General features: G+C 68.9%; 17 protein-coding genes. All 17 read left to right on the top strand.

Annotated elements, in window-relative coordinates:
- The first annotated feature begins 27 nt into the window (after positions 1-27).
- Positions 28-3,198, top strand: coding sequence for an intermembrane phospholipid transport protein YdbH family protein (locus ACP7A3_RS05765; protein ID WP_426255024.1), 3,171 nt, complete (start codon positions 28-30; stop codon positions 3,196-3,198).
- 2 nt (positions 3,199-3,200) lie between these two features.
- Complete coding sequence (locus tag ACP7A3_RS05760) at positions 3,201-3,404, top strand: YnbE family lipoprotein (RefSeq protein ID WP_017980004.1); 204 nt, start codon at positions 3,201-3,203, stop codon at positions 3,402-3,404.
- The gene (locus tag ACP7A3_RS05755) at positions 3,404-3,778 is read left to right on the top strand and encodes a YdbL family protein (RefSeq protein ID WP_017980003.1); all 375 of its coding nucleotides are present in this window, start codon (positions 3,404-3,406) and stop codon (positions 3,776-3,778) included. Before ACP7A3_RS05760 ends, ACP7A3_RS05755 begins: the two co-directional genes overlap by 1 nt.
- A gap of 395 nt (positions 3,779-4,173) precedes the next feature.
- Positions 4,174-4,500, top strand: a complete 327-nt coding sequence (locus ACP7A3_RS05750; protein ID WP_017980002.1) for an AtpZ/AtpI family protein — start codon at positions 4,174-4,176, stop codon at positions 4,498-4,500.
- 38 nt (positions 4,501-4,538) lie between these two features.
- Complete coding sequence (locus tag ACP7A3_RS05745) at positions 4,539-5,330, top strand: F0F1 ATP synthase subunit A (RefSeq protein ID WP_017980001.1); 792 nt, start codon at positions 4,539-4,541, stop codon at positions 5,328-5,330.
- A 47-nt stretch (positions 5,331-5,377) separates the two neighbouring features.
- Positions 5,378-5,605 (top strand): F0F1 ATP synthase subunit C, encoded by a 228-nt coding sequence (locus ACP7A3_RS05740; RefSeq protein ID WP_038662560.1) that lies wholly within the window; start codon positions 5,378-5,380, stop codon positions 5,603-5,605.
- A gap of 69 nt (positions 5,606-5,674) precedes the next feature.
- On the top strand, positions 5,675-6,169 hold the full coding sequence (locus ACP7A3_RS05735) for a hypothetical protein (RefSeq protein ID WP_017979999.1): 495 nt from the start codon (positions 5,675-5,677) through the stop codon (positions 6,167-6,169).
- Positions 6,162-6,824: a hypothetical protein gene (locus ACP7A3_RS05730; protein ID WP_426255025.1), complete on the top strand. Its 663-nt coding sequence runs from the start codon at positions 6,162-6,164 to the stop codon at positions 6,822-6,824. The genes ACP7A3_RS05735 and ACP7A3_RS05730 overlap by 8 nt, the downstream gene beginning before the upstream one ends.
- A gap of 257 nt (positions 6,825-7,081) precedes the next feature.
- Positions 7,082-7,402, top strand: coding sequence for a DMT family transporter (locus ACP7A3_RS05725; protein WP_017979997.1), 321 nt, complete (start codon positions 7,082-7,084; stop codon positions 7,400-7,402).
- 110 nt (positions 7,403-7,512) lie between these two features.
- A complete protein-coding gene (locus tag ACP7A3_RS05720) occupies positions 7,513-8,019 on the top strand; it encodes a hypothetical protein (RefSeq protein ID WP_426255026.1) in 507 nt (168 codons plus the stop codon).
- Between the two features lie 40 nt (positions 8,020-8,059).
- Positions 8,060-9,982, top strand: a complete 1,923-nt coding sequence (gene uvrC / locus ACP7A3_RS05715) for an excinuclease ABC subunit UvrC (RefSeq protein WP_294314483.1) — start codon at positions 8,060-8,062, stop codon at positions 9,980-9,982.
- A 373-nt stretch (positions 9,983-10,355) separates the two neighbouring features.
- Positions 10,356-13,169 (top strand): DUF3857 domain-containing protein, encoded by a 2,814-nt coding sequence (locus ACP7A3_RS05710; RefSeq protein ID WP_426268127.1) that lies wholly within the window; start codon positions 10,356-10,358, stop codon positions 13,167-13,169.
- A 211-nt stretch (positions 13,170-13,380) separates the two neighbouring features.
- Positions 13,381-14,331: a polysaccharide deacetylase gene (locus ACP7A3_RS05705; protein ID WP_426255028.1), complete on the top strand. Its 951-nt coding sequence runs from the start codon at positions 13,381-13,383 to the stop codon at positions 14,329-14,331.
- Positions 14,328-15,209, top strand: coding sequence for a GNAT family N-acetyltransferase (locus tag ACP7A3_RS05700; protein ID WP_426255029.1), 882 nt, complete (start codon positions 14,328-14,330; stop codon positions 15,207-15,209). The genes ACP7A3_RS05705 and ACP7A3_RS05700 overlap by 4 nt, the downstream gene beginning before the upstream one ends.
- Before the next feature lie 151 nt (positions 15,210-15,360).
- On the top strand, positions 15,361-16,272 hold the full coding sequence (locus tag ACP7A3_RS05695; RefSeq protein ID WP_426255030.1) for an Hsp33 family molecular chaperone HslO: 912 nt from the start codon (positions 15,361-15,363) through the stop codon (positions 16,270-16,272).
- Positions 16,273-16,448: 176 nt separating this feature from the next.
- Positions 16,449-17,159 carry a 7-cyano-7-deazaguanine synthase QueC gene (queC, locus tag ACP7A3_RS05690; protein WP_043060167.1) on the top strand — a complete coding sequence of 237 codons (711 nt, stop codon included), beginning with the start codon at positions 16,449-16,451 and terminating at the stop codon, positions 17,157-17,159.
- A gap of 4 nt (positions 17,160-17,163) precedes the next feature.
- On the top strand, positions 17,164-17,796 hold the full coding sequence (gene queE, locus ACP7A3_RS05685; protein ID WP_426255031.1) for a 7-carboxy-7-deazaguanine synthase: 633 nt from the start codon (positions 17,164-17,166) through the stop codon (positions 17,794-17,796).
- The last annotated feature ends 15 nt before the right edge of the window (positions 17,797-17,811 follow it).

The following is a 17,811-nucleotide window of genomic DNA, read 5'->3' as shown; positions in this document are numbered from 1 at the left end:
GATTGCGCCCGCGCTTGGCCCAAGCCTATGAAGGCGGTGATGGACGATGCCGCCCACCCGCCGCGCGAGACGCTGCCCCGCCGGCGACGGGGCTTCGGTGCGTTCAGCCGGCGCCGCAGCATCGCGCTCGGCGTGGCGCTGGTGGTGCTGGCGGCGCTGATCGCGCTGTGGAGCGCGCGGCGGCCGATCGCGGCGCGCGTCATCGACCGCGAACTGGCGAAGCTGGGCGTGCCGGCGCGCTATACGATCGGCACCTTCGGGACGGGGCGGCAGCGGCTCAAGAACGTGGTGCTCGGCGATCCGGCCGACCCCGACCTCGTCGCCGACTGGCTGGAGGCGGAGACGCGGATCGGGCTGGACGGCGCCAAGGTGGTCGGCGTGCGGGCGGGGCATGTCCGGCTGCGCGCACGCTGGGTGGGCGGCAAGCTGTCGTTCGGGGCGATCGACCGGCTGCTGCCGGCGCCGTCGGGCCAGGCGACGCCCTTCGCGCTGCCGGCGTTGTTCGTCGAAGCCGAGGATGCGCGGCTGCGGGTCGAAACGCCGGCGGGCGTGCTGGGGCTGAAGGTCAGCGGGCGCGGGCGGCTGGACGACGGCTTTGCGGGGAATGTCGCGCTGGTCGGCGATACGCTGCGGCTGAACGATTGCGTTGCGCGCGGCGTGCAGGCGGCGCTGCGGGTGACGGTCGCCAAGGGCGCGCCGACGGTGGCCGGGCCGGTGCGACTGGCGCGCGGCGCGTGCGGGACGAACCGAATCGCGAGCGTAGCGGCCGACATCGACGCGCGATTGTCGCCGGCGTTCGATGCGTGGCGTGGCTCGGCGCGGCTGGCGAGCGGGACGGTGGCGGGGGCGGGTGCGTCCGCCAAGGCGCTGAAGGGATCGGCGACGTTCGACGGCAATGCGACGGCGACCGAGGGGCAGGCGGACCTTGCCGCATCGGCGGTGCGTGCGCCGGGTGGTGTGGCGCGTACATTGGCGGTGCAGGGGCGCTACCGAATCGGGGCGGAGCAGCTGTTTGCGGGTACGGTGACGGTGGCCGGGGGGCAGATCGCGCCGCGGATGCTGGCGGTGCTCGACGCCCGGACGGGCGCGGGATCGCCGGTCGCGCCGCTGGTGCGTCAGCTCAGCCTGGCGCTGCGCCAAGCGGGGCAGGCGATCGACGGCAGCGCCGATCTGGCGGTGCGACAGGCGGGTGGCAGCGGCCAGCTGCGCGTGACGCGCGCGGCGCTGGCGGCGGCGAGCGGCGCGCGGCTGCGGCTGGGGGGCGGCAGCGGCATCGCCTACGGCTGGCCGCAGGCGCGCGTGCATATCGATACCGCGGTGCAGACCGCGGGCGGTGGCCTGCCGCAGGCGGACGTGCAGCTGGCACAGGCCCGCGCGGGCGCGCCGATCCGCGGACGCGCGATCGTCGCGCCTTATGCCGCGGGTGGGGCAAGGCTGGCGCTGGCCCCCGTGACGTTCAGCGCGGGCAGCGGCGGCGTCACGCGGATCACGACGCGGATCGACCTTAGCGGGCCGCTGGGCGACGGGCGGATCGACGGGTTGCAGGCGCCGCTCGATCTCGACTGGGACGGGCGCGGGCGGTTGCGCGTCGATCCGGGGTGCGTGGCCGTCGCGATTCAGCGGCTCGCGGTGGCGGGGCTGGTGCTCGATCCGCTGCGGACTCGCGTGTGCCCGCGCAGCGGTGCGGCGGCGGTGGTGACGGTGGAGCGCGGGCGGATCGGCGGCGGCGTGCGCCTGCCCGCGACGCGGCTGACCGGGCGACTGGGCGGCACGCCGCTGACGCTGGCGGCGAGCGGCAGCGAGTTGCGGCTGGAGGATAACGGGTTCGCCCTGAGCGGCGTCGCGGCGCGGCTGGGCAGTCCGGAGCGGGTGACGCGGATCGATCTGGGGCAGCTGACCGGCCGGATCGCGGGTGGCGGGGTCGCCGGTCAGTTCGCCGGCGGATCGGGCCAGATCGGCAACGTGCCGCTGCTGCTGGGCGCGGCGGCGGGCGACTGGAGCCTGCGCGGCGGCGTGCTGGCGCTGACCGGCGCGATGACGGTGGACGATGCGGCGGCCGATCCGCGCTTCAAGACGCTCGCGGCGCGCGATGTCACGCTGCGCCTCGCCGATGGCACGATCACCGCGGGGGGCACGCTGTACGAGCCGACGAAGGCGGTGAAGGTCGCCGACGTGCGCATCGTCCATCGCCTGTCGGCGGGGGCGGGCACCGCCGATCTCACCGTGCCGGGCATCGTCTTCACCAAGGATTTCCAGCCCGACCTGCTGACCCGGCTGACTTTCGGCGTCGTCGCCGAGGTGCGTGCGACCGTCACCGGCGATGCGCACATCGGCTGGACGCCCGAGGGCGTCACGTCCTCCGGCACCTTCGCGACCAAGGATGCGGCGTTGGCCGCGGCGTTCGGCCCGGTGTCGGGCCTGAGCACGACGATCCATTTCAGCGACCTGCTCAGCCTGGCCAGCGCGCCCGCGCAGGTGGCGACGGTGAAGACGATCAACCCCGGCATCGCCGTGACCGACGGCACGATCGTCTACCAATTGCTGCCCGAACAGCGCGTGCAGATCGACAGCGGCGTCTGGCCGTTCGCGGGCGGCACGATGACGCTGTTGCCGACGACGCTCGATTTCGCGCAGGCGGGACAGCGGCGGCTGACCTTCCGTCTGGACGGGGTGGCGGCGGACCAGTTCCTCCAGCAGTTCGACTTCAAGAACCTCGACGCCACCGGCATCTTCGACGGCGAGCTGCCGATGATCTTCGACGACAACGGTGGGCGGATCGAGGGCGGGCGGCTGACGGTGCGGCCGGGCGGGGGCAGCATCGCCTATGTAGGCGACCTGACGCAGAAGGATCTGGGGATCTGGGGCAATATCGCGTTCCAGGCGCTCAAATCGCTGCGCTATCGTAACCTTACCATATCGATGAACGGCCCGCTGGCGGGCGAGATGGTGACCGCGGTGCGCTTTGCCGGGGTAACGCAGGGCGAGGGCGCGAAGAGCAACTTCATCGTCCGCCGGCTGCAGAAGCTGCCCTTCGTGTTCAACATCACGATCAAGGCGCCGTTCCGCGGCCTGCTGGACAGTGCGCAAAGCTTCTACGACCCGAGTCGGCTGCTGCCCCAGCTGATCGACCGCGAACGGCGCAAGGCGGTCATTCAGCCTCCCGCAAGCGCAACCGTGCCACAACCGAAACAGGATTGAAGATGGTGAAGCGAATCACGACATTGCGGATCGCGATGGGGATGGCCGGGATCGGTATGGCGGCGACGCTGGGCGGCTGCATCAACGTGTCCGCACCCGAAAAGCCGATCCAGATCAACCTCAACATCAGCGTCACGCAGCAGGTGGTGTACCGCCTGGATGGCGAGGCGAAGGCGCTGATCGACAAGCAACCGGGGATTTTCTGATGACCAAGACCATGATGATGATCGGAGCCGCCGCCATGGCGCTGGCGGGCCTGTCGGGCGCGGCGTTCGCGCAGCGCGACCCGGCCTATGCGGCCGCGCGTGAGGCGAAGGAAGTCGGCGAACAGCCCGACGGCTATCTCGGCGTGGTGAAGGGCGGCCCCGCGATCCAGGCGCTGGTCCGCGACATCAACATCAAGCGCAAGGCAGCCTATACGCAGAGCGCGCAGGCCAATGGTTCGACGGTCGAGCAGTTCGCCTTCACCACCGGCTGCAACCTCGTCGCGCGCGTGCCGGTGGGCGAGATGTACAAGACGCCGTCGGGCCAGTGGAAGGAAAATACCGGCACGCCGGAGCTGGACGGGCGGTGCAAGTGACGCGGTAGAGCCGCTGTCGACCCTCACCCTTCCCACCCGGCTGCGCCGGGCGGGCCCCTTCCCTCTCCCGCCGGGAGAGGGAGGGAGCGCCGACGGCGCGGAAGGGTGAGGGCGGTGCGAGTGATCGCCCGAGGCGCGGACGAATCTGTGTTCCGTTCGCCCTGAGCCTGTCGAAGGGCGGCCCTCCGCAAGTGTCACGCTCGTGGCAACGCGCCCTTCGACAGGCTCAGGGCGAACGGTGGTTGAGGGGCGCCCCTCCCCCTGTCGGGGGAGGAATTGCTTGTGGGTTACTCACCGGTTGACACCCTCGGCACCCCCACCTAAACGGACCACGCCTTGGCGGGATCGGTCGCCCTGCGCGCTTTCTCCCCCGGTTGAACGATACAGGCGAGGGGATGCGCGTGGCGGATGACGATACCGGACGAGACTTCACCAGCGCGGAGGATCCGCGGCTTTCCGCGCTCGACGAGCGGTTGAGGGAAGCCCGGCACGCCGAAGCGTTGCGGACGGGGCAGGGGGCGCCGACGGCCGATGCGGGATATTCGCTCGGCAATCGCGTGCTCGCCGCTTTGATCGGAAGCCTCGTCGGCAGTGCCCTGATCGGCTGGTGTATCGACCGCTGGTTCGGCACGACCCCATGGGCGCTGATCGTGATGCTGTTCCTCGGAATCGCGGTCGCGTTCAGGCAGATCTTACGGATTGCAGGCGAGCGCCCGGAGTAAACCGGGCGTTTGTCGTATCAGGGAGCGAAAGGCCACACGTGGCGGCAGAATCGGGCAGCAGAATCGATCCGATGCACCAGTTCCTGATCGAACCCCTGTTCGGTCGGCATTGGGTCGTCGCGGGATACGACATCTCGTTCACCAACTCCGCGTTGTGGATGGTCGTGACGCTGGTCAGCCTGTGGCTGTTCATGCTGGGCGGGATGAAGCGCGAGCTCGTCCCCGGCCGCTGGCAGGCCGCGGTCGAAGGCTTCACCGGCTTCGTGTCGAACATGCTGACGTCGAACGTCGGGCCGGCGGGCAAGCGTTTCGTGCCCTACGTCTTCTCGCTGTTCATGTTCATCCTGTTCGCCAACCTGTGGGGCCTGTCGCCGGTCGGCGTCGTGCCGGGTTGGCATCCGTTCACCGTCACCAGCCACCTGACCGTCACCGGCGTGCTGGCGATCATCAGCTTTTCGATCGTGCTGATCGTGGGCTTCGGCAAGCACGGCTTCCACTTCTTCAGCCTGTTCGTGCCGCACGGCACGCCGCCGCTGATGATCCCGCTGATCTTCATCGTCGAGCTGATGAGCTTCCTGGTGCGCCCCTTCTCGCTGGGTCTGCGACTGTTCGTCGCAATGACCGCGGGGCACATCCTGCTGAAGGTGCTGGCCGCCTTCGTGATCACCGGCATGAACCTGGGCGTCGGCTATGGCCTGCTCGTGTCGCTGCCCAGCTTCGTGCTGATGATCGGCATCACGCTGCTCGAGCTGCTGGTCGCCGCGATCCAGGCCTATGTCTTTGCGCTGCTGACGAGCGTGTATCTGAACGACGCCGTCAACCTGCACTGAGTTTCGTTTTTAGTTTCAACCCAACTGTTTGATACGGGAGTTTTGACATGGACGCAGAAGCCGCCAAGATGATCGGCGCCGGCCTGGCCGCGATCGGCATGGGCCTTGCCTCGCTGGGCGTGGGCAACGTGTTCGCCAAGTTCCTCGAAGGCGCGCTGCGCAATCCGGGTGCGGCGGACAGCCAGCAGGGCCGTCTGTTCATCGGTTTCGCGGGCGCCGAGCTGCTCGGCCTGCTCGCCTTCGTGACGATGATCATCCTGCTGTTCGTCGCCTAACATCGGATGCGTTCGCCGGGCGCACACGCGCGTCCGGCGGATCGTTCGAGGTCGCGCTAAAGGGTTTCGATGCCTCAGATTTCGCAGATCGCCGCCACCTACGCTTCGCAGATCTTCTGGCTGCTCATCACCTTCGGCATCCTGTATTTCGGGATCGGCAAGATGATGGTCCCGAAGGTCATGGCGACCGTGGACGCGCGTGAAGGCCAGATCGCGGGCGACCTTGCCGCGGCCGAACAGGCCCGCCTCGCCGCCGACCAGGTCGAAGCGGCGTGGCGCGCCAAGATGGACGAGGCACGCGCCGCGGCGCATGCCGAGACCACCGCCGCCAAGGCGCAGGCGGTCAAGGCGACCGAAAGCCAGATCAAGTCGATCGACGTCGAACTCGCCGAACGTCTCGCGCATCACGACCTCGCGGTCGGCAATGCCAAGGCGCAGGCGATGCTGAACCTGCAGGCGGTCGCCGCCGAGGTGACGCAGGATCTGGTGGCCAAGGTGTCGGGCCTGACCGTCGGCATCGATGCCGCCGCGGATGCGGTGCGCAGGAGCAACGCGCATGGCTGAGGCCGCCCCCCAGAACACGCCGGCCGGTGACGCGGGCGATGCCGCCGTCGCCGCCAACCTTGCCGATGCCGCCACCGCGCAGGGGTTACAGACGCAGAACGTGCGTGACGGCAGCCAGCTGACCGCCAACGTCTCCGAACCCGCGGCGCATCACGTCGAGGAGCCGACCGCCCTCGGCCTGAACACCACCGGCTGGGTCGGGATCGCCGCACTGGTCGTGCTGATCGGCATGCTGTTCGTGAAGGTGCCGGCGAAGATCGCCGCGAGCTTGGACAAGCAGATCGCCGGCGTGCGCGCCCAGTTGGACGAAGCCAAGGCGCTGCGCGCCGAGGCCGAGCGGCTGCGCGGCGAATATGAGGCGAAGGCCAAGGCCGCCGAAGCCGACGCCGCGACGATGCGCGCGCATGCCCAGGCCGAGGCGAACCAGATCATCGCCAAGGCCAAGCACGATGCGGAGGAGCTGATGGCCCGCCGCACCAAGCGCGCCGAGGACAAGATCGCCGCCGCCGAACGCGCCGCGATTGCCGAAGTCCGCGCGCTGGCGGCGGAGACCGCGTCCAAGGCAGCCGCGCTGGTGATCGCCGAAACGCTCGACGCCGATGCCGACCGCGCGATGATCGATCGTTCGATCGCCGGATTGGGCCGGCCGAACTGACCTTTCGATCCTCCCTCGCGTCAGCGGGGGAGGGGGACCGCGGCCGACAGGCCGTGGTGGAGGGGGCGTTTCCGCAGGCGCGGCGCCTGGATTAGGCACGACGGGCCGCCCATGCGCCTCACCGTATCCTCCCCCTCCGTCAGCGCTGATGCGCTGCTACCTCCCCCTGGCGGGGGAGGACTTTCTTTTCCGACGTGCGTCTCTTCACGGGTTTCCGGCGCCGTCCCATCTGTCCGAGCCCGCACAGGAGCAATCCGATGTCGTGGCTTATCCTCGCAATTGCCGTTTTTACCGAAATCTGCTGGGCGCTCAGCCTGAAATGGGCGGCGACGCTGGCGACGTGGCAGGCGTCGGCGGTGCCGATCGTGCTGTCGTTCGTGAATATGGGGCTGCTCGCGCTGGCGATGCGCGGCTTGCCCGCGGGCACCGCTTATGCCGTGTGGACCGGCTGCGGCGCGGTGGGTGTGATCATCGGCGGCGTGCTGCTGTTCGGCGACAAGGTGAGCCTGGTACAGGCGTGCTTCATGGCGGTGACCGTGGTGGGAATCGTGGGGACGAAGCTGTTCGCGCAGGCGTGAGGGGCGATGGCCCCACCCACGCCGTCACCCCGGACCAAGTCCGGGGTGACGTGGGGAGTGTCGCACGGTACACACGTCGCACGCGCCACGGCGCGAGGTGAGGTGTAGCCATGTCGATCCTGCTGTCGTTGCTGTTGATCGGAACCCAGACGCAGGCGGCGGACCGTGCGGGGAAATTCTCGCTCGACATCCCGGCGGACGAGACGGTCACCGCCCCGGCCGAACCCAAAGCCGCAACCGAAGAGACGCCGAAGCCCGAGGCGCAACCGGTCGAGGCGAAGCCCGATACCGCGACCGAATCGTTGCCCGCGCCGGCGGACGCGCCAGCTCCAGCGGCAGCCGCACCGGCATCCCGCGCGCATTTCTCGCTCGACACGCCGATCGTCGACCTGCTCGCCGATCCCCGCGCCAAGGCGGTGCTCGATAAGGATATGCCGGGCCTGAGCGACGACGAGAATCTGTCGAAGTTTCAGGCGCTGTCGCTGCGCCGGCTCGCGCCATTGAGCGGCGGGCAGATGACGGCGGAGTTGATGGGCAAGCTCGCCTATGACCTCGCCGCGCTGGGCGGTGGCGCGCCGCCGCCGGTGTCGCGCAAGGGATTGCCGAGCGGGCGTTAACCTCTAGCCCCGACCCCGGCCGACTCCTACATGGGCCGGCATGTCGTCCTACGGTCCGCCCGATCGATTCAACGAAGAACGCGCCACCTACGCCGTCCGCGGATCGGATACCCCCGATATCGAGGCGGGGGTCGCCGCGATCCGTAACGTGTTGCAAACGCTGCCGACGCGCTCCGGCGTCTATCGCATGCACGATGCCAAGGGCGACGTGCTGTACGTCGGCAAGGCGCGCTCGCTGAAGCAGCGCGTGGCGAATTACACGCAGGTGAAGGGCCTCACCAAGCGGCTGCAACGCATGATCGCGCAGACGCGGTCGATGACGATCGTCACGACGAACAACGAGGCGGAGGCGCTGCTGCTCGAGGCGCAGCTGATCAAGCGCTATCGCCCCGCGTACAACGTGCTGCTGCGCGACGATAAGTCGTTCCCATTCATCCTTCTGCGGGGCGACCATGATTTTCCGCGCGTGCAGAAGCATCGTGGGGCGCGGCGCGCGCCGGGCAATTACTATGGGCCGTTCGCCAGTGCGGGCAGCGTCAACAACACGCTGAATGCGTTGCAGAAGCTGTTCCTGCTGCGCAGCTGCACCGATGGTTTCTTCAAGACGCGCGACCGGCCGTGCCTGCTGTACCAGATCAAGCGCTGTTCGGCGCCGTGCGTCGGGCGGATCGACAAGGACGGGTATAAGGAACTGGTCGACGATTGCCGCGACTTCCTGGCCGGCAAGTCGACCAAGGTGCAGGCCAAGCTCGGCGCGCAGATGCAGGCGGCGGCGGAAAATATGGACTTCGAACTGGCCGCGCTGCTGCGCGACCGGTTGAAGGCGCTGACGTTCGTGCAGGGCACGCAGGCGATCAATGCGGAGGGCGTGGGCGATGCCGATGTCTTCGCTCTGGCGTGCAAGGACGGGGTGATCGGCATCCAGGCCTTCTTCATCCGCGGCGGCCAGAATTGGGGGCATCGCAGCTTCTTCCCGCAGCATACCAATGACGTGCCCGAGGATGAGGTGCTGGCGAGCTTCCTCACCCAATTCTACGAGGAAGTGCCGCCGCCCAAGACGATCCTGCTCGACCGCGAGCTCGGCGAGGGCGCGCTGCTGGGCGAGGCGTTGGGCGAGCGTGCGGGCTATAAGGTCGCGCTGTCGGTGCCGCAGCGCGGCGACCGGCGACGGCTGATGGACCAGGCCAAGCGCAACGCGATCGAGGCGCTGGAGCGGCGGCTGGCGGAGAGCACGACGCAGGCCAAGCTGCTGCGCGAGGTGGCGGAGCTGTTCGACCTGGGCGACCCGCCCGACCGCATCGAAATCTACGACAACAGCCACATCCAGGGCAGCAACGCCGTGGGTGCGATGGTCGTCGCGGGGCCGGAGGGGTTCCGCAAGGGCCAGTATCGCAAGTGGAACATCAAGGGGAATGAGGCGGCGACCGACAGCGACGTCGGCATGATGCGCGAGGTGTTCCGCCGCCGCTTCGCCCGCCAGCTGGAGGAAGCGCCCGACCGCGATGACGGGACCTGGCCCGACTTGGTGCTGATCGACGGCGGCAAGCCGCAGCTGGGCGCCGCGAAGGCGGTGCTGGAGGACCTGGGGATCGAGGACGTGTGCCTGGTCGGCATCGCCAAGGGGCCGCACCACGGCCGTGAGGGGCGCGAGGTGTTCCACCTGCTCGACGGGCGCGAATTCCAGTTACCGGTCAATGCGCCGGTGCTGTTCTACCTCCAGCGGTTGCGCGACGAGGTCCACCGCTTCGTGATCGGCGCGCATCGCGACAAGCGCGCGAAGGCGATCGGGGCGAGCCCGCTGGACGAGGTGCCCGGCATCGGCCCCGCGCGCAAGAAGGCGCTGCTGATGCACTTCGGCACCGGCCGCGCGGTGCGCAATGCGAGCCTGGAGGATCTGAAGAAGGCGCCTGGCGTGTCGGCGGGCGTCGCGCAGCAGGTGTACGACTTCTACCACGCGCGGTGATGCAACTCCCCCCGTCACCCCGGACGTGGTCCGGGGTCCACCGGGCCGCTAGGGGGTGGCAAGAACCTCCTGCCGTCCCCCTCGCCGCAGAGTGGACCCCGGACCAAGTCCGGGGTGACCAAGAAGAGCGATACGTGCTCTTCCACCGCATCCTCATCTTTTCTGCGTTGCCGCTGCACCGTGGGTCGCTAGACTGATCGATATCGGGGGCGGGGGTCATCCGGGGGTGATCGCTTGCATCGTTCGCCCTGAGCCTGTCGAAGGGCCCGTCGCCGCGAGCGTCATGCTTGGGGAGGGGCGTGCTTCGACAGGCTCAGCACGAACGGCGTGTGGTGTGACGTCATCTGCTTTTGGGATGGCAGGGGGGATTATGATGAAGATGCGGCGACTGGCGCTGGTGGCGCTGTTCGGGTCGACCAGTTGGGCGGCGCAGGCGGCCGACAAGGTGCTGTACCAGCCGGTGCCGGCCTGGGTGAAGCCGGCGCCGGCGGTCGATCCCGCCAGCGTCACGCCCGATTCGCCGGTGCTGATGGTGCTCGACAACCAGCAGCGGCTGGAGGGCGGCACGGTGTGGCAATATACCGACACCGCGACGCGGATCGCGACGGCGGAGATGCTGGGGCAGGCGGGGACGGTCAGCCTGCAATGGCAGCCGGCGGCGGGCGACCTGATCGTCCACCGCGCCGAGATCATCCGCGGACCCGAGCGTATCGACCTGCTGAAGGCGAACGCGGCTGGCGCCAAGGCGGGGTTCGACGTGCTGCGTCGCGAACAGAAGCTGGAACAGCGCCAGCTGGATGGCATGCTGACCGCGACGATGGCGGTGGAGGGCCTGCGCGTCGGCGATATCCTGCACGTCGTCGTCTCGATCACGCGCAAGGACGCGGTGTTGCAGGGCGCGATGCAGGGCTTCCAGCCGCTGCCGTCGGCGCCGCTGAAGATCGGCTATGCGCGGGCCCGCGTGCTGTGGCCGGCGACGGATCAGGTGCGCTGGAAGCTCTATGCCGAGGCGCCCAAGCCGGTGGAGAGCGTCGTGGGCGGCTATCGCGAGATCAGCGTGCCGCTGCCGCTCGCCAAGCAGCCCGACCTGCCCAATGACGTACCGGTGCGGTTCCAGCGGCTGGGGCTGCTGGAGGCAACAAGCTTTGCCGACTGGGCGGCGGTGTCAAAGGTGATGGCGCCGCTCTATACGACCGACGGGCTGATCGCCGCCGATCCGGCGCTGTCCGCGGAGGTCGCCAAGATCAAGGCGTCGAGCAGCGACCCGATGCAGCGGACGGCGGCGGCGCTGCAACTGGTGCAGGAACAGGTCCGCTATCTGTTCAACGGCATGGACCAGGGCAATTACAAGCCGCAGAGCCCGGCGCAGACGTGGCAGCTGCGCTATGGCGACTGCAAGGCGAAGACGCTTCTGCTGCTGTCGATCCTGCGCGCGCTGGATATCGAGGCGGAGCCGGTGCTGGCGAGCAGCAAGCTGGGCGACCTGCTGCCCGATCGCCTGCCGACGCCCGGCGCGTTCGATCATATCCTGGTGCGCGCGAGCGTGAACGGCGAAACCTTGTGGCTGGACGGCACCGATGCCGGCGCCCGGCTGGCCGACCTGCGCGATACGCCGCCGTTCCGCTGGACGCTGCCGGTGCGCGCGGCGGGAGCGCCGCTGCTCGCGCTGCCGATGCGCACGCCGGCGCGGCCGCATATTGAGGCGACGATCGATCTGGATGAGAGCGCCGGCGTCGACCTGCCGGCGGTGCTGACCGCGACGGTCAACCTGCGCGGTCGCATCGGCCAGATGCTGCAGGCGGCGCAGGCGCAGGCGAGCCGCGAGGATATCCGCAAGATGGCGGACAAGATGACGCAGGGGATCATTGGCTCCGCGACTGTGGTCGATCGCACGTTGAAATATGACGCCGCGACGGGCCTAGCGACGGTGACCGTCACCGGCATCGCCTATCCCGACTGGAATCGCGTCGACCAACGCTATCGCAGCGTGATCGACCGGACGGTGGCGGGCATGACCTTCGAACCCGATCGTGCGCGCGCGGCCTGGGCGGCGATGCCGGTCGCGACGGGCGACGGGGCCTATTATCGCAGCCTGACCCGCATCCGCCTGCCCGATAGCGGCAAGGGCTATACGCTGGAAGGCGATCGCAGCTTCGCCAAGCCGATGGCGGGGGTGACGGTGACGCGGACCGTCGCGGAGGCGAATGGCGTGGTGACGATCGACGACCGCTCGGTCCTGTCGGGCGCCGAGGTGCCAGCGAACGAGATCGCTGCCAACCGGGCCGCGATCAGCGCCGCCAAGAACCGGTTGCTCAGCGTCGTCGCGCCCGCCGATCTGCCCAACCTGCCCGCCCGGGTGGAGGCGACGAAACGCGCCGGCGGGTTCGCCAAGCTCGCCGCGCTGTACGATCGCGGCGTCGCCGACCAGCCCGACGAGGCGGAGGTCTATACCAATCGCGCCTGGTTCTACGAGCAGACGTACGACCGGCCCAAGGCGATCGCCGATCTGACGCGGGCGATCGCGATCACGCCCGATGCCAGCACCTATACCCGGCGCGCCGCGCTGTATCGGCAGACCGGCGACCTCAACAAAGCGTTCGCCGATCTGACCGCCGCGCGCGGCATCGACCCGTCGGACGACGATACCGTCGAGGCGCTGGCGACGCTGCGCGCCGATCGCGGCGAGAAGGACGCGGCGATCGAGCTGGTACAGGAACGGATCGACGCGGGCGGCAAGAGCAAGCCGGGCATGATCGCGCTGAAGGCCGACGTGCTCGCACGCACCGGCGACAAGGACGGGGCGATCGCGGCGATCGACCAGGCGGTGGCGGCAGGGCCGGGCAATCCGCGGCTGCTCAACAGCCGATGCTGGATCAAGGGTACGCTGAACGTCGCGCTCGATACCGCATTGAAGGATTGCACGCGCTCGATCGAGCTGAGCGATTCGACCACCGCGGCGCTCGATAGCCGGGCGATGGTGTTCTTTCGCATGAACCGCTTCGACGATGCGCTCGCCGACCTCAACGCCGCGCTCGACAATGCGCCGGGGCTGGCGGCGAGCCTGTACATGCGCGGGCTGATCCTGGGGCGGCAGGGCAAGGCCGAAGGCAAGGCGGATCTCGCCGCCGCGCGCCTGATCAACCCGCGGATCGACGAGGATTACAAGCGCTACGGCATCCAGCCGTGATGGCCCTTGCCGCCACGCGGGAGGGCGACCGGGCCGGGTCACCCTACGCGATCGAGCGGGTCCACGATGGCGGTTTTGCGTGATCGGTGCATGGCAGGCCGATGGTGGGGCAGCGCACAAGCGGCCGAGACATAATTTGTTACGGCCATTATGGTCTAAAATATGACCCGGCCTAGGCATTTGTTCATGGGCGGCGGGTAGGGCGGAGAGGATGACGACCTCCGTCTTCCTGACCGTCGATGTCGAATTTGCGTGGCGCCATTATGCTGCGGGATATGACGTCGATACGATCTATGCCCGTTCGATCGAGCCGGCGGGGGTGGGGCTGTCCTTTCAACTGGCGCAACTGGCTCGCCATGGGCTGAAGGCGTGCTTCTTCGTCGATCCGATGCCGGCGCTGGTCTTCGGCATCGATCCGGTGCGGCGGATGGTGGAGACGATCCTGGCGGCGGGGCAGGAGGTGCAGCTGCACATCCACCCCAATTGGCGCGGGGCCGACGAGAGCGATCGCAAGACCCGTTACGGCCGGTTCCAGCTGCACGAATATGGAGCCGACGAGCAGCGCGACTTGCTCGTCACTGCGACCGAGCTGCTGGTCGCGGCTGGCGCACCGCCGCCGATCGCGTTTCGCGCGGGCAGCTATTCCGCGAACGACGACACGCTGCGGGCGCTCGCCGATCTGGGCTTCGTCTATGACAGCAGCCACAATGGCGGCGAGGCGCAGGTGAGCCGCATCCAGCTGGCACCGACGCAGATCGCACCCGTGATGCGTGATCTGGTCGAGGTGCCGGTGACGGTAATCGAGGAATTGCCCGGGCGGCTGCGCACGTTCCAGCTGTGCGCGCTGTCGCGGCATGAGGCGGCGGCGGCGCTGGATCACGCGACGGCCGAGGCGCATCAGGCGGTGACGATCGTCAGCCATGGCTTCGAACTCGCCAATCGCGCCGGCACGCATGCCAATGCCGTGCATGTCCGGCGCTTCGATGCGCTGTGCCGGCGGCTGGCGGAGCGCGCGGCGGAGCTGCCGACGCGGCATTTCGCCGACCGGCCGGTATTGGCGCTGGATGCAAACGACCGGCCGCTGGGCCCCGCCCTGTGGCGCCGCCGCGCGCGGCAGGCGGAGCAGGCCTGGTCGAACTGGGTGTCGGAACGGCGCCGGTGAGCGCGATTCGCTTACGCTTTCAGGTGGGTGCGCGGACGCTCGCCACGGTGCGGCGCGATCTGGTGCGCGTGCCGCTGGCGCTGGATGACGTGCTGGCCGGGACGCTGCCGGCGTTGCCGCCGACGCGGGGCGACGGCTATCTGGTGACCTCGCTGCCCGCGGCACTCGCCGATACGCTTCAGGCGAGCGGACGGATCGTGCGGGAGCGCCAGCGCTACACGCGGTATTTTACTGACCTTTCGATCGGGCATGCGGCGTGGCTGGCGAGCCTGTCGGGATCGGCGCGGGCGACGCTGCGGCGTAAGGTTAAGAAGGCGGCGGCGGCGGGGATGGCGGTGCGCGCCTATCGCGACGCAGCGGACTTCGATGCCTTTCATCCGATCGCGCGCGGTATTTCGGCACGAACCTATCAGGAGCGGTTGCTTGATTCGGGCCTGCCTGCCGCGCCCGAGGCGGTCGCGCGGCTGCGCGCGCTGGCGGCGGCGGATGGCCTGCGCGCGTGGCTGCTGCTGATCGGCGGAGCGCCGGCGGCCTATCTGTGCTGCACGGTCGAGGGGGACGCGCTGCGCTACGATTATGTCGGTCACGATCCGGCGTTCGGTGATTTGTCGCCGGGCACGGTGCTGCAGGCGGCGGCATTCGAGGATCTGTTCCTCGATCGGTTCGCACGATTCGATTTCACCGAAGGGGAGGGGCAGCACAAGCGGCTGTTCGCGACCGGCGGTGTGGAATGCGTCGACCTGTTGGTGCTGACGCCCACGCTGGCCAATCGCGCGACGCTGGCGGCGCTGGCGGGGTTCGATGGCGCGGTGGCGGTGGCGAAGCGGGCGATGGGCCACCCGCGGCTGCGGGCGCTGGCGAACGCGGTGCGGCGGTAGGGCTGCAACAACCGCTCCGCACCCGCCCTCACCCTTCGGCGCTGCGCGCCTCTTCCCTCTCCCAATGGGAGAGGGAGGGAGCGGAAAGGTGCGGATGGGCACGCAACGCCAACCGGTTGACCCCCGCCGTGCCACGCCCCATCTCGCGGGCATGCAACAATCCACTATCGATCTCGATCGCGCGCTCGGCTTCGCGATCCCCAGCCGCTCGGCGCGCGGCCGTGTCGTGCGGCTCGGGCCGGCGCTCGACAGCGTGCTCGCCGCCCACGCCTATCCTCCCGCGATCGAGGCGCTGCTCGCCGAGGCGCTGACGCTCGCCGCGTTGATCGGCTCGACGCTGAAGGACCCGAGCGGCCAGCTGACGATGCAGACGCGCACCGAAAACGGCGTCGTCCGCCTGCTGGTGTGCGACTATCGCGGTGGCGAAGTGCGCGGCTATATCGATTACGACGCGGACAAGTTCGCCGAAATGCCGGAAAAGCCGACGCTGTTCGCGCTGTTCGGCCAGGGCTATCTCGCCATCACCTTCGACCTCGCCACCACCGGCGAGCGCTATCAGGGCATCGTGCCGCTGGACGGTGACACGCTGGCGCAGGCGGCCGAGAGCTATTTCGTCCAGTCCGAGCAGATCCCGAGCCTGGTCAGTGTCGGCATTGCCCGCGACGGCGAGGGGCATACGGTCGCCGGCGGCCTGTTCCTCCAGCACCTGCCCGAGGGCGAGGTGGGGCGCGAGCGGTTGCACACGCGGCTCGACCATCCCGAATGGGAGCATGTCGAGGCGCTGGGCCGCACGATGGGGGTCGACGAACTCGCCGATCCGGCGCTGCCGCTCGAGACATTGGTCTGGCGCCTGTTCAACGAGGAGGAAGAGGTGCGCGCACTCGCCTCGACACCGCTGTCGCGCGGCTGCCGCTGCACCGGCGACTATATCGCCAGCGTGCTCGCGAAATTCACGCCCGAGGAACGGCGCGAGATGGCGGACGAGAATGGGCTGATCCAGGTCGATTGCGCATTCTGCGCGACCAAATTCCCCATTCCGGCGGATGCCGCCGCGGTGGCGTGAGCCATGAGGCGAATCTGCACCGGATGGTAAGGATTTCCCGCTAATACAGGCGTGTGGATGCTTCAGCGTCGCACGCTTTTCTCCCTAAAAGGGCGCTTGCGCCCTTCCCTTTGAGGCCCGCGCCCCCCGTGCGGGCCTTTTCTTTTGGCCGCGATTCGCCTAGCGGGCGGCGGATCATGATGAACCAGAACCAGGCCGCACCGTTGGCCGTCGTGCTCGTCTCCGGCGGGCTCGACTCGATGATCTCCGCCGCCAGCGCGCGAGAGCAGGGCTATCGCGTGCTCGCGCTGTCGGTCGACTATAACCAGCGCCACCGTGTCGAGCTGGCGGCCGCGCGCCGCGTCGCCAATGTGCTCGGCGCCGAACGCCACATCATCCTGCCGCTCGACCTGTCGGCCTTCGGCGGATCGGCGCTGACCGACGATATCGCCGTGCCCAAGGACGGCGTCGGCACCGAGGAGGGCGGCGGCATTCCCGTCACCTATGTTCCTGCGCGCAATACGATCTTCCTCAGCCTCGCGCTCGGCTGGGCGGAGGCGGCGGGCGCGCGCGACCTGTTCATCGGGGTCAATGCGCTGGATTATTCGGGCTATCCCGACTGCCGGCCGGAGTTCATCGCGGCGTTCGAAGGGCTGGCGGAGATCGCCACCAAGGCGGGCGTCGAGGGCCAGCGCTTCACGATCCATGCGCCGCTCCAGCATATGACCAAGGCGGATATCGTGCGCGAGGGCCAGCGGCTGGGCGTCGACATGGGGCTGAGCTGGTCGTGCTACGATCCCGCGCCCGGCGGCGTGCATTGCGGCACCTGCGACAGCTGCCGTCTGCGGTCCAAGGGGTTCGAGGACGCGGGGATTCCCGATCCCACGGTATACGCCGTCCGGGTGTGATGCGATGAGCTATGCGGTCAAGGAGATGTTCCTCACCCTGCAGGGCGAGGGCGTCAATGCCGGCCGGCGCGCGGTGTTCGTGCGCTTTGCCGGCTGCAATTTGTGGAGCGGGCGCGAGCAGGATCGCGCCTCTGCGGTCTGCCGCTTCTGCGACACCGATTTCGTCGGCACCGATGGGCTTGGCGGCGGCAAGTTCGCGGATGCAGGCGCGCTGGTCGCGGCGGTCGCGGGCTTCTGGGGCACGGGGCAGGCGGATCGCTTCGTTGTGCTGACCGGCGGCGAGCCGATGTTGCAGGTCGACGATGCGCTGGTCGATGCGCTGCATGATGCGGGCTTCCGCATCGCAATCGAGAGCAACGGCACGCTGCCCGTCCATCCCGGTATCGACTGGGTGTGCATCAGCCCCAAGGCGGGGAGCGTGGTGGTGCAGCGATCGGGCGACGAATTGAAGCTCGTCTGGCCGCAGCCGGGCACGGACATCGACGCGATCGAAACCTGGGACTTCGCGCACCGGTTGCTTCAGCCGATGGACGATGCCGCCGGTCAGGCGAATGTCGACGCCGCGATCGCGCTGGTGATGGAACGCCCGCACTGGCGGCTGTCGCTCCAGACGCACAAGCTGCTGGGGTTGCGATAGGGGCGCGGGGCGCCC

The sequence above is a fragment of the Sphingomonas sp. DC5200-1 genome (assembly GCF_049897245.1).
GTDB lineage: Bacteria > Pseudomonadota > Alphaproteobacteria > Sphingomonadales > Sphingomonadaceae > Sphingomonas > Sphingomonas aquatilis.
Note: the sequence above shows the minus strand (reverse complement) of the source record. Positions and strands in the feature narration are given on the sequence as shown.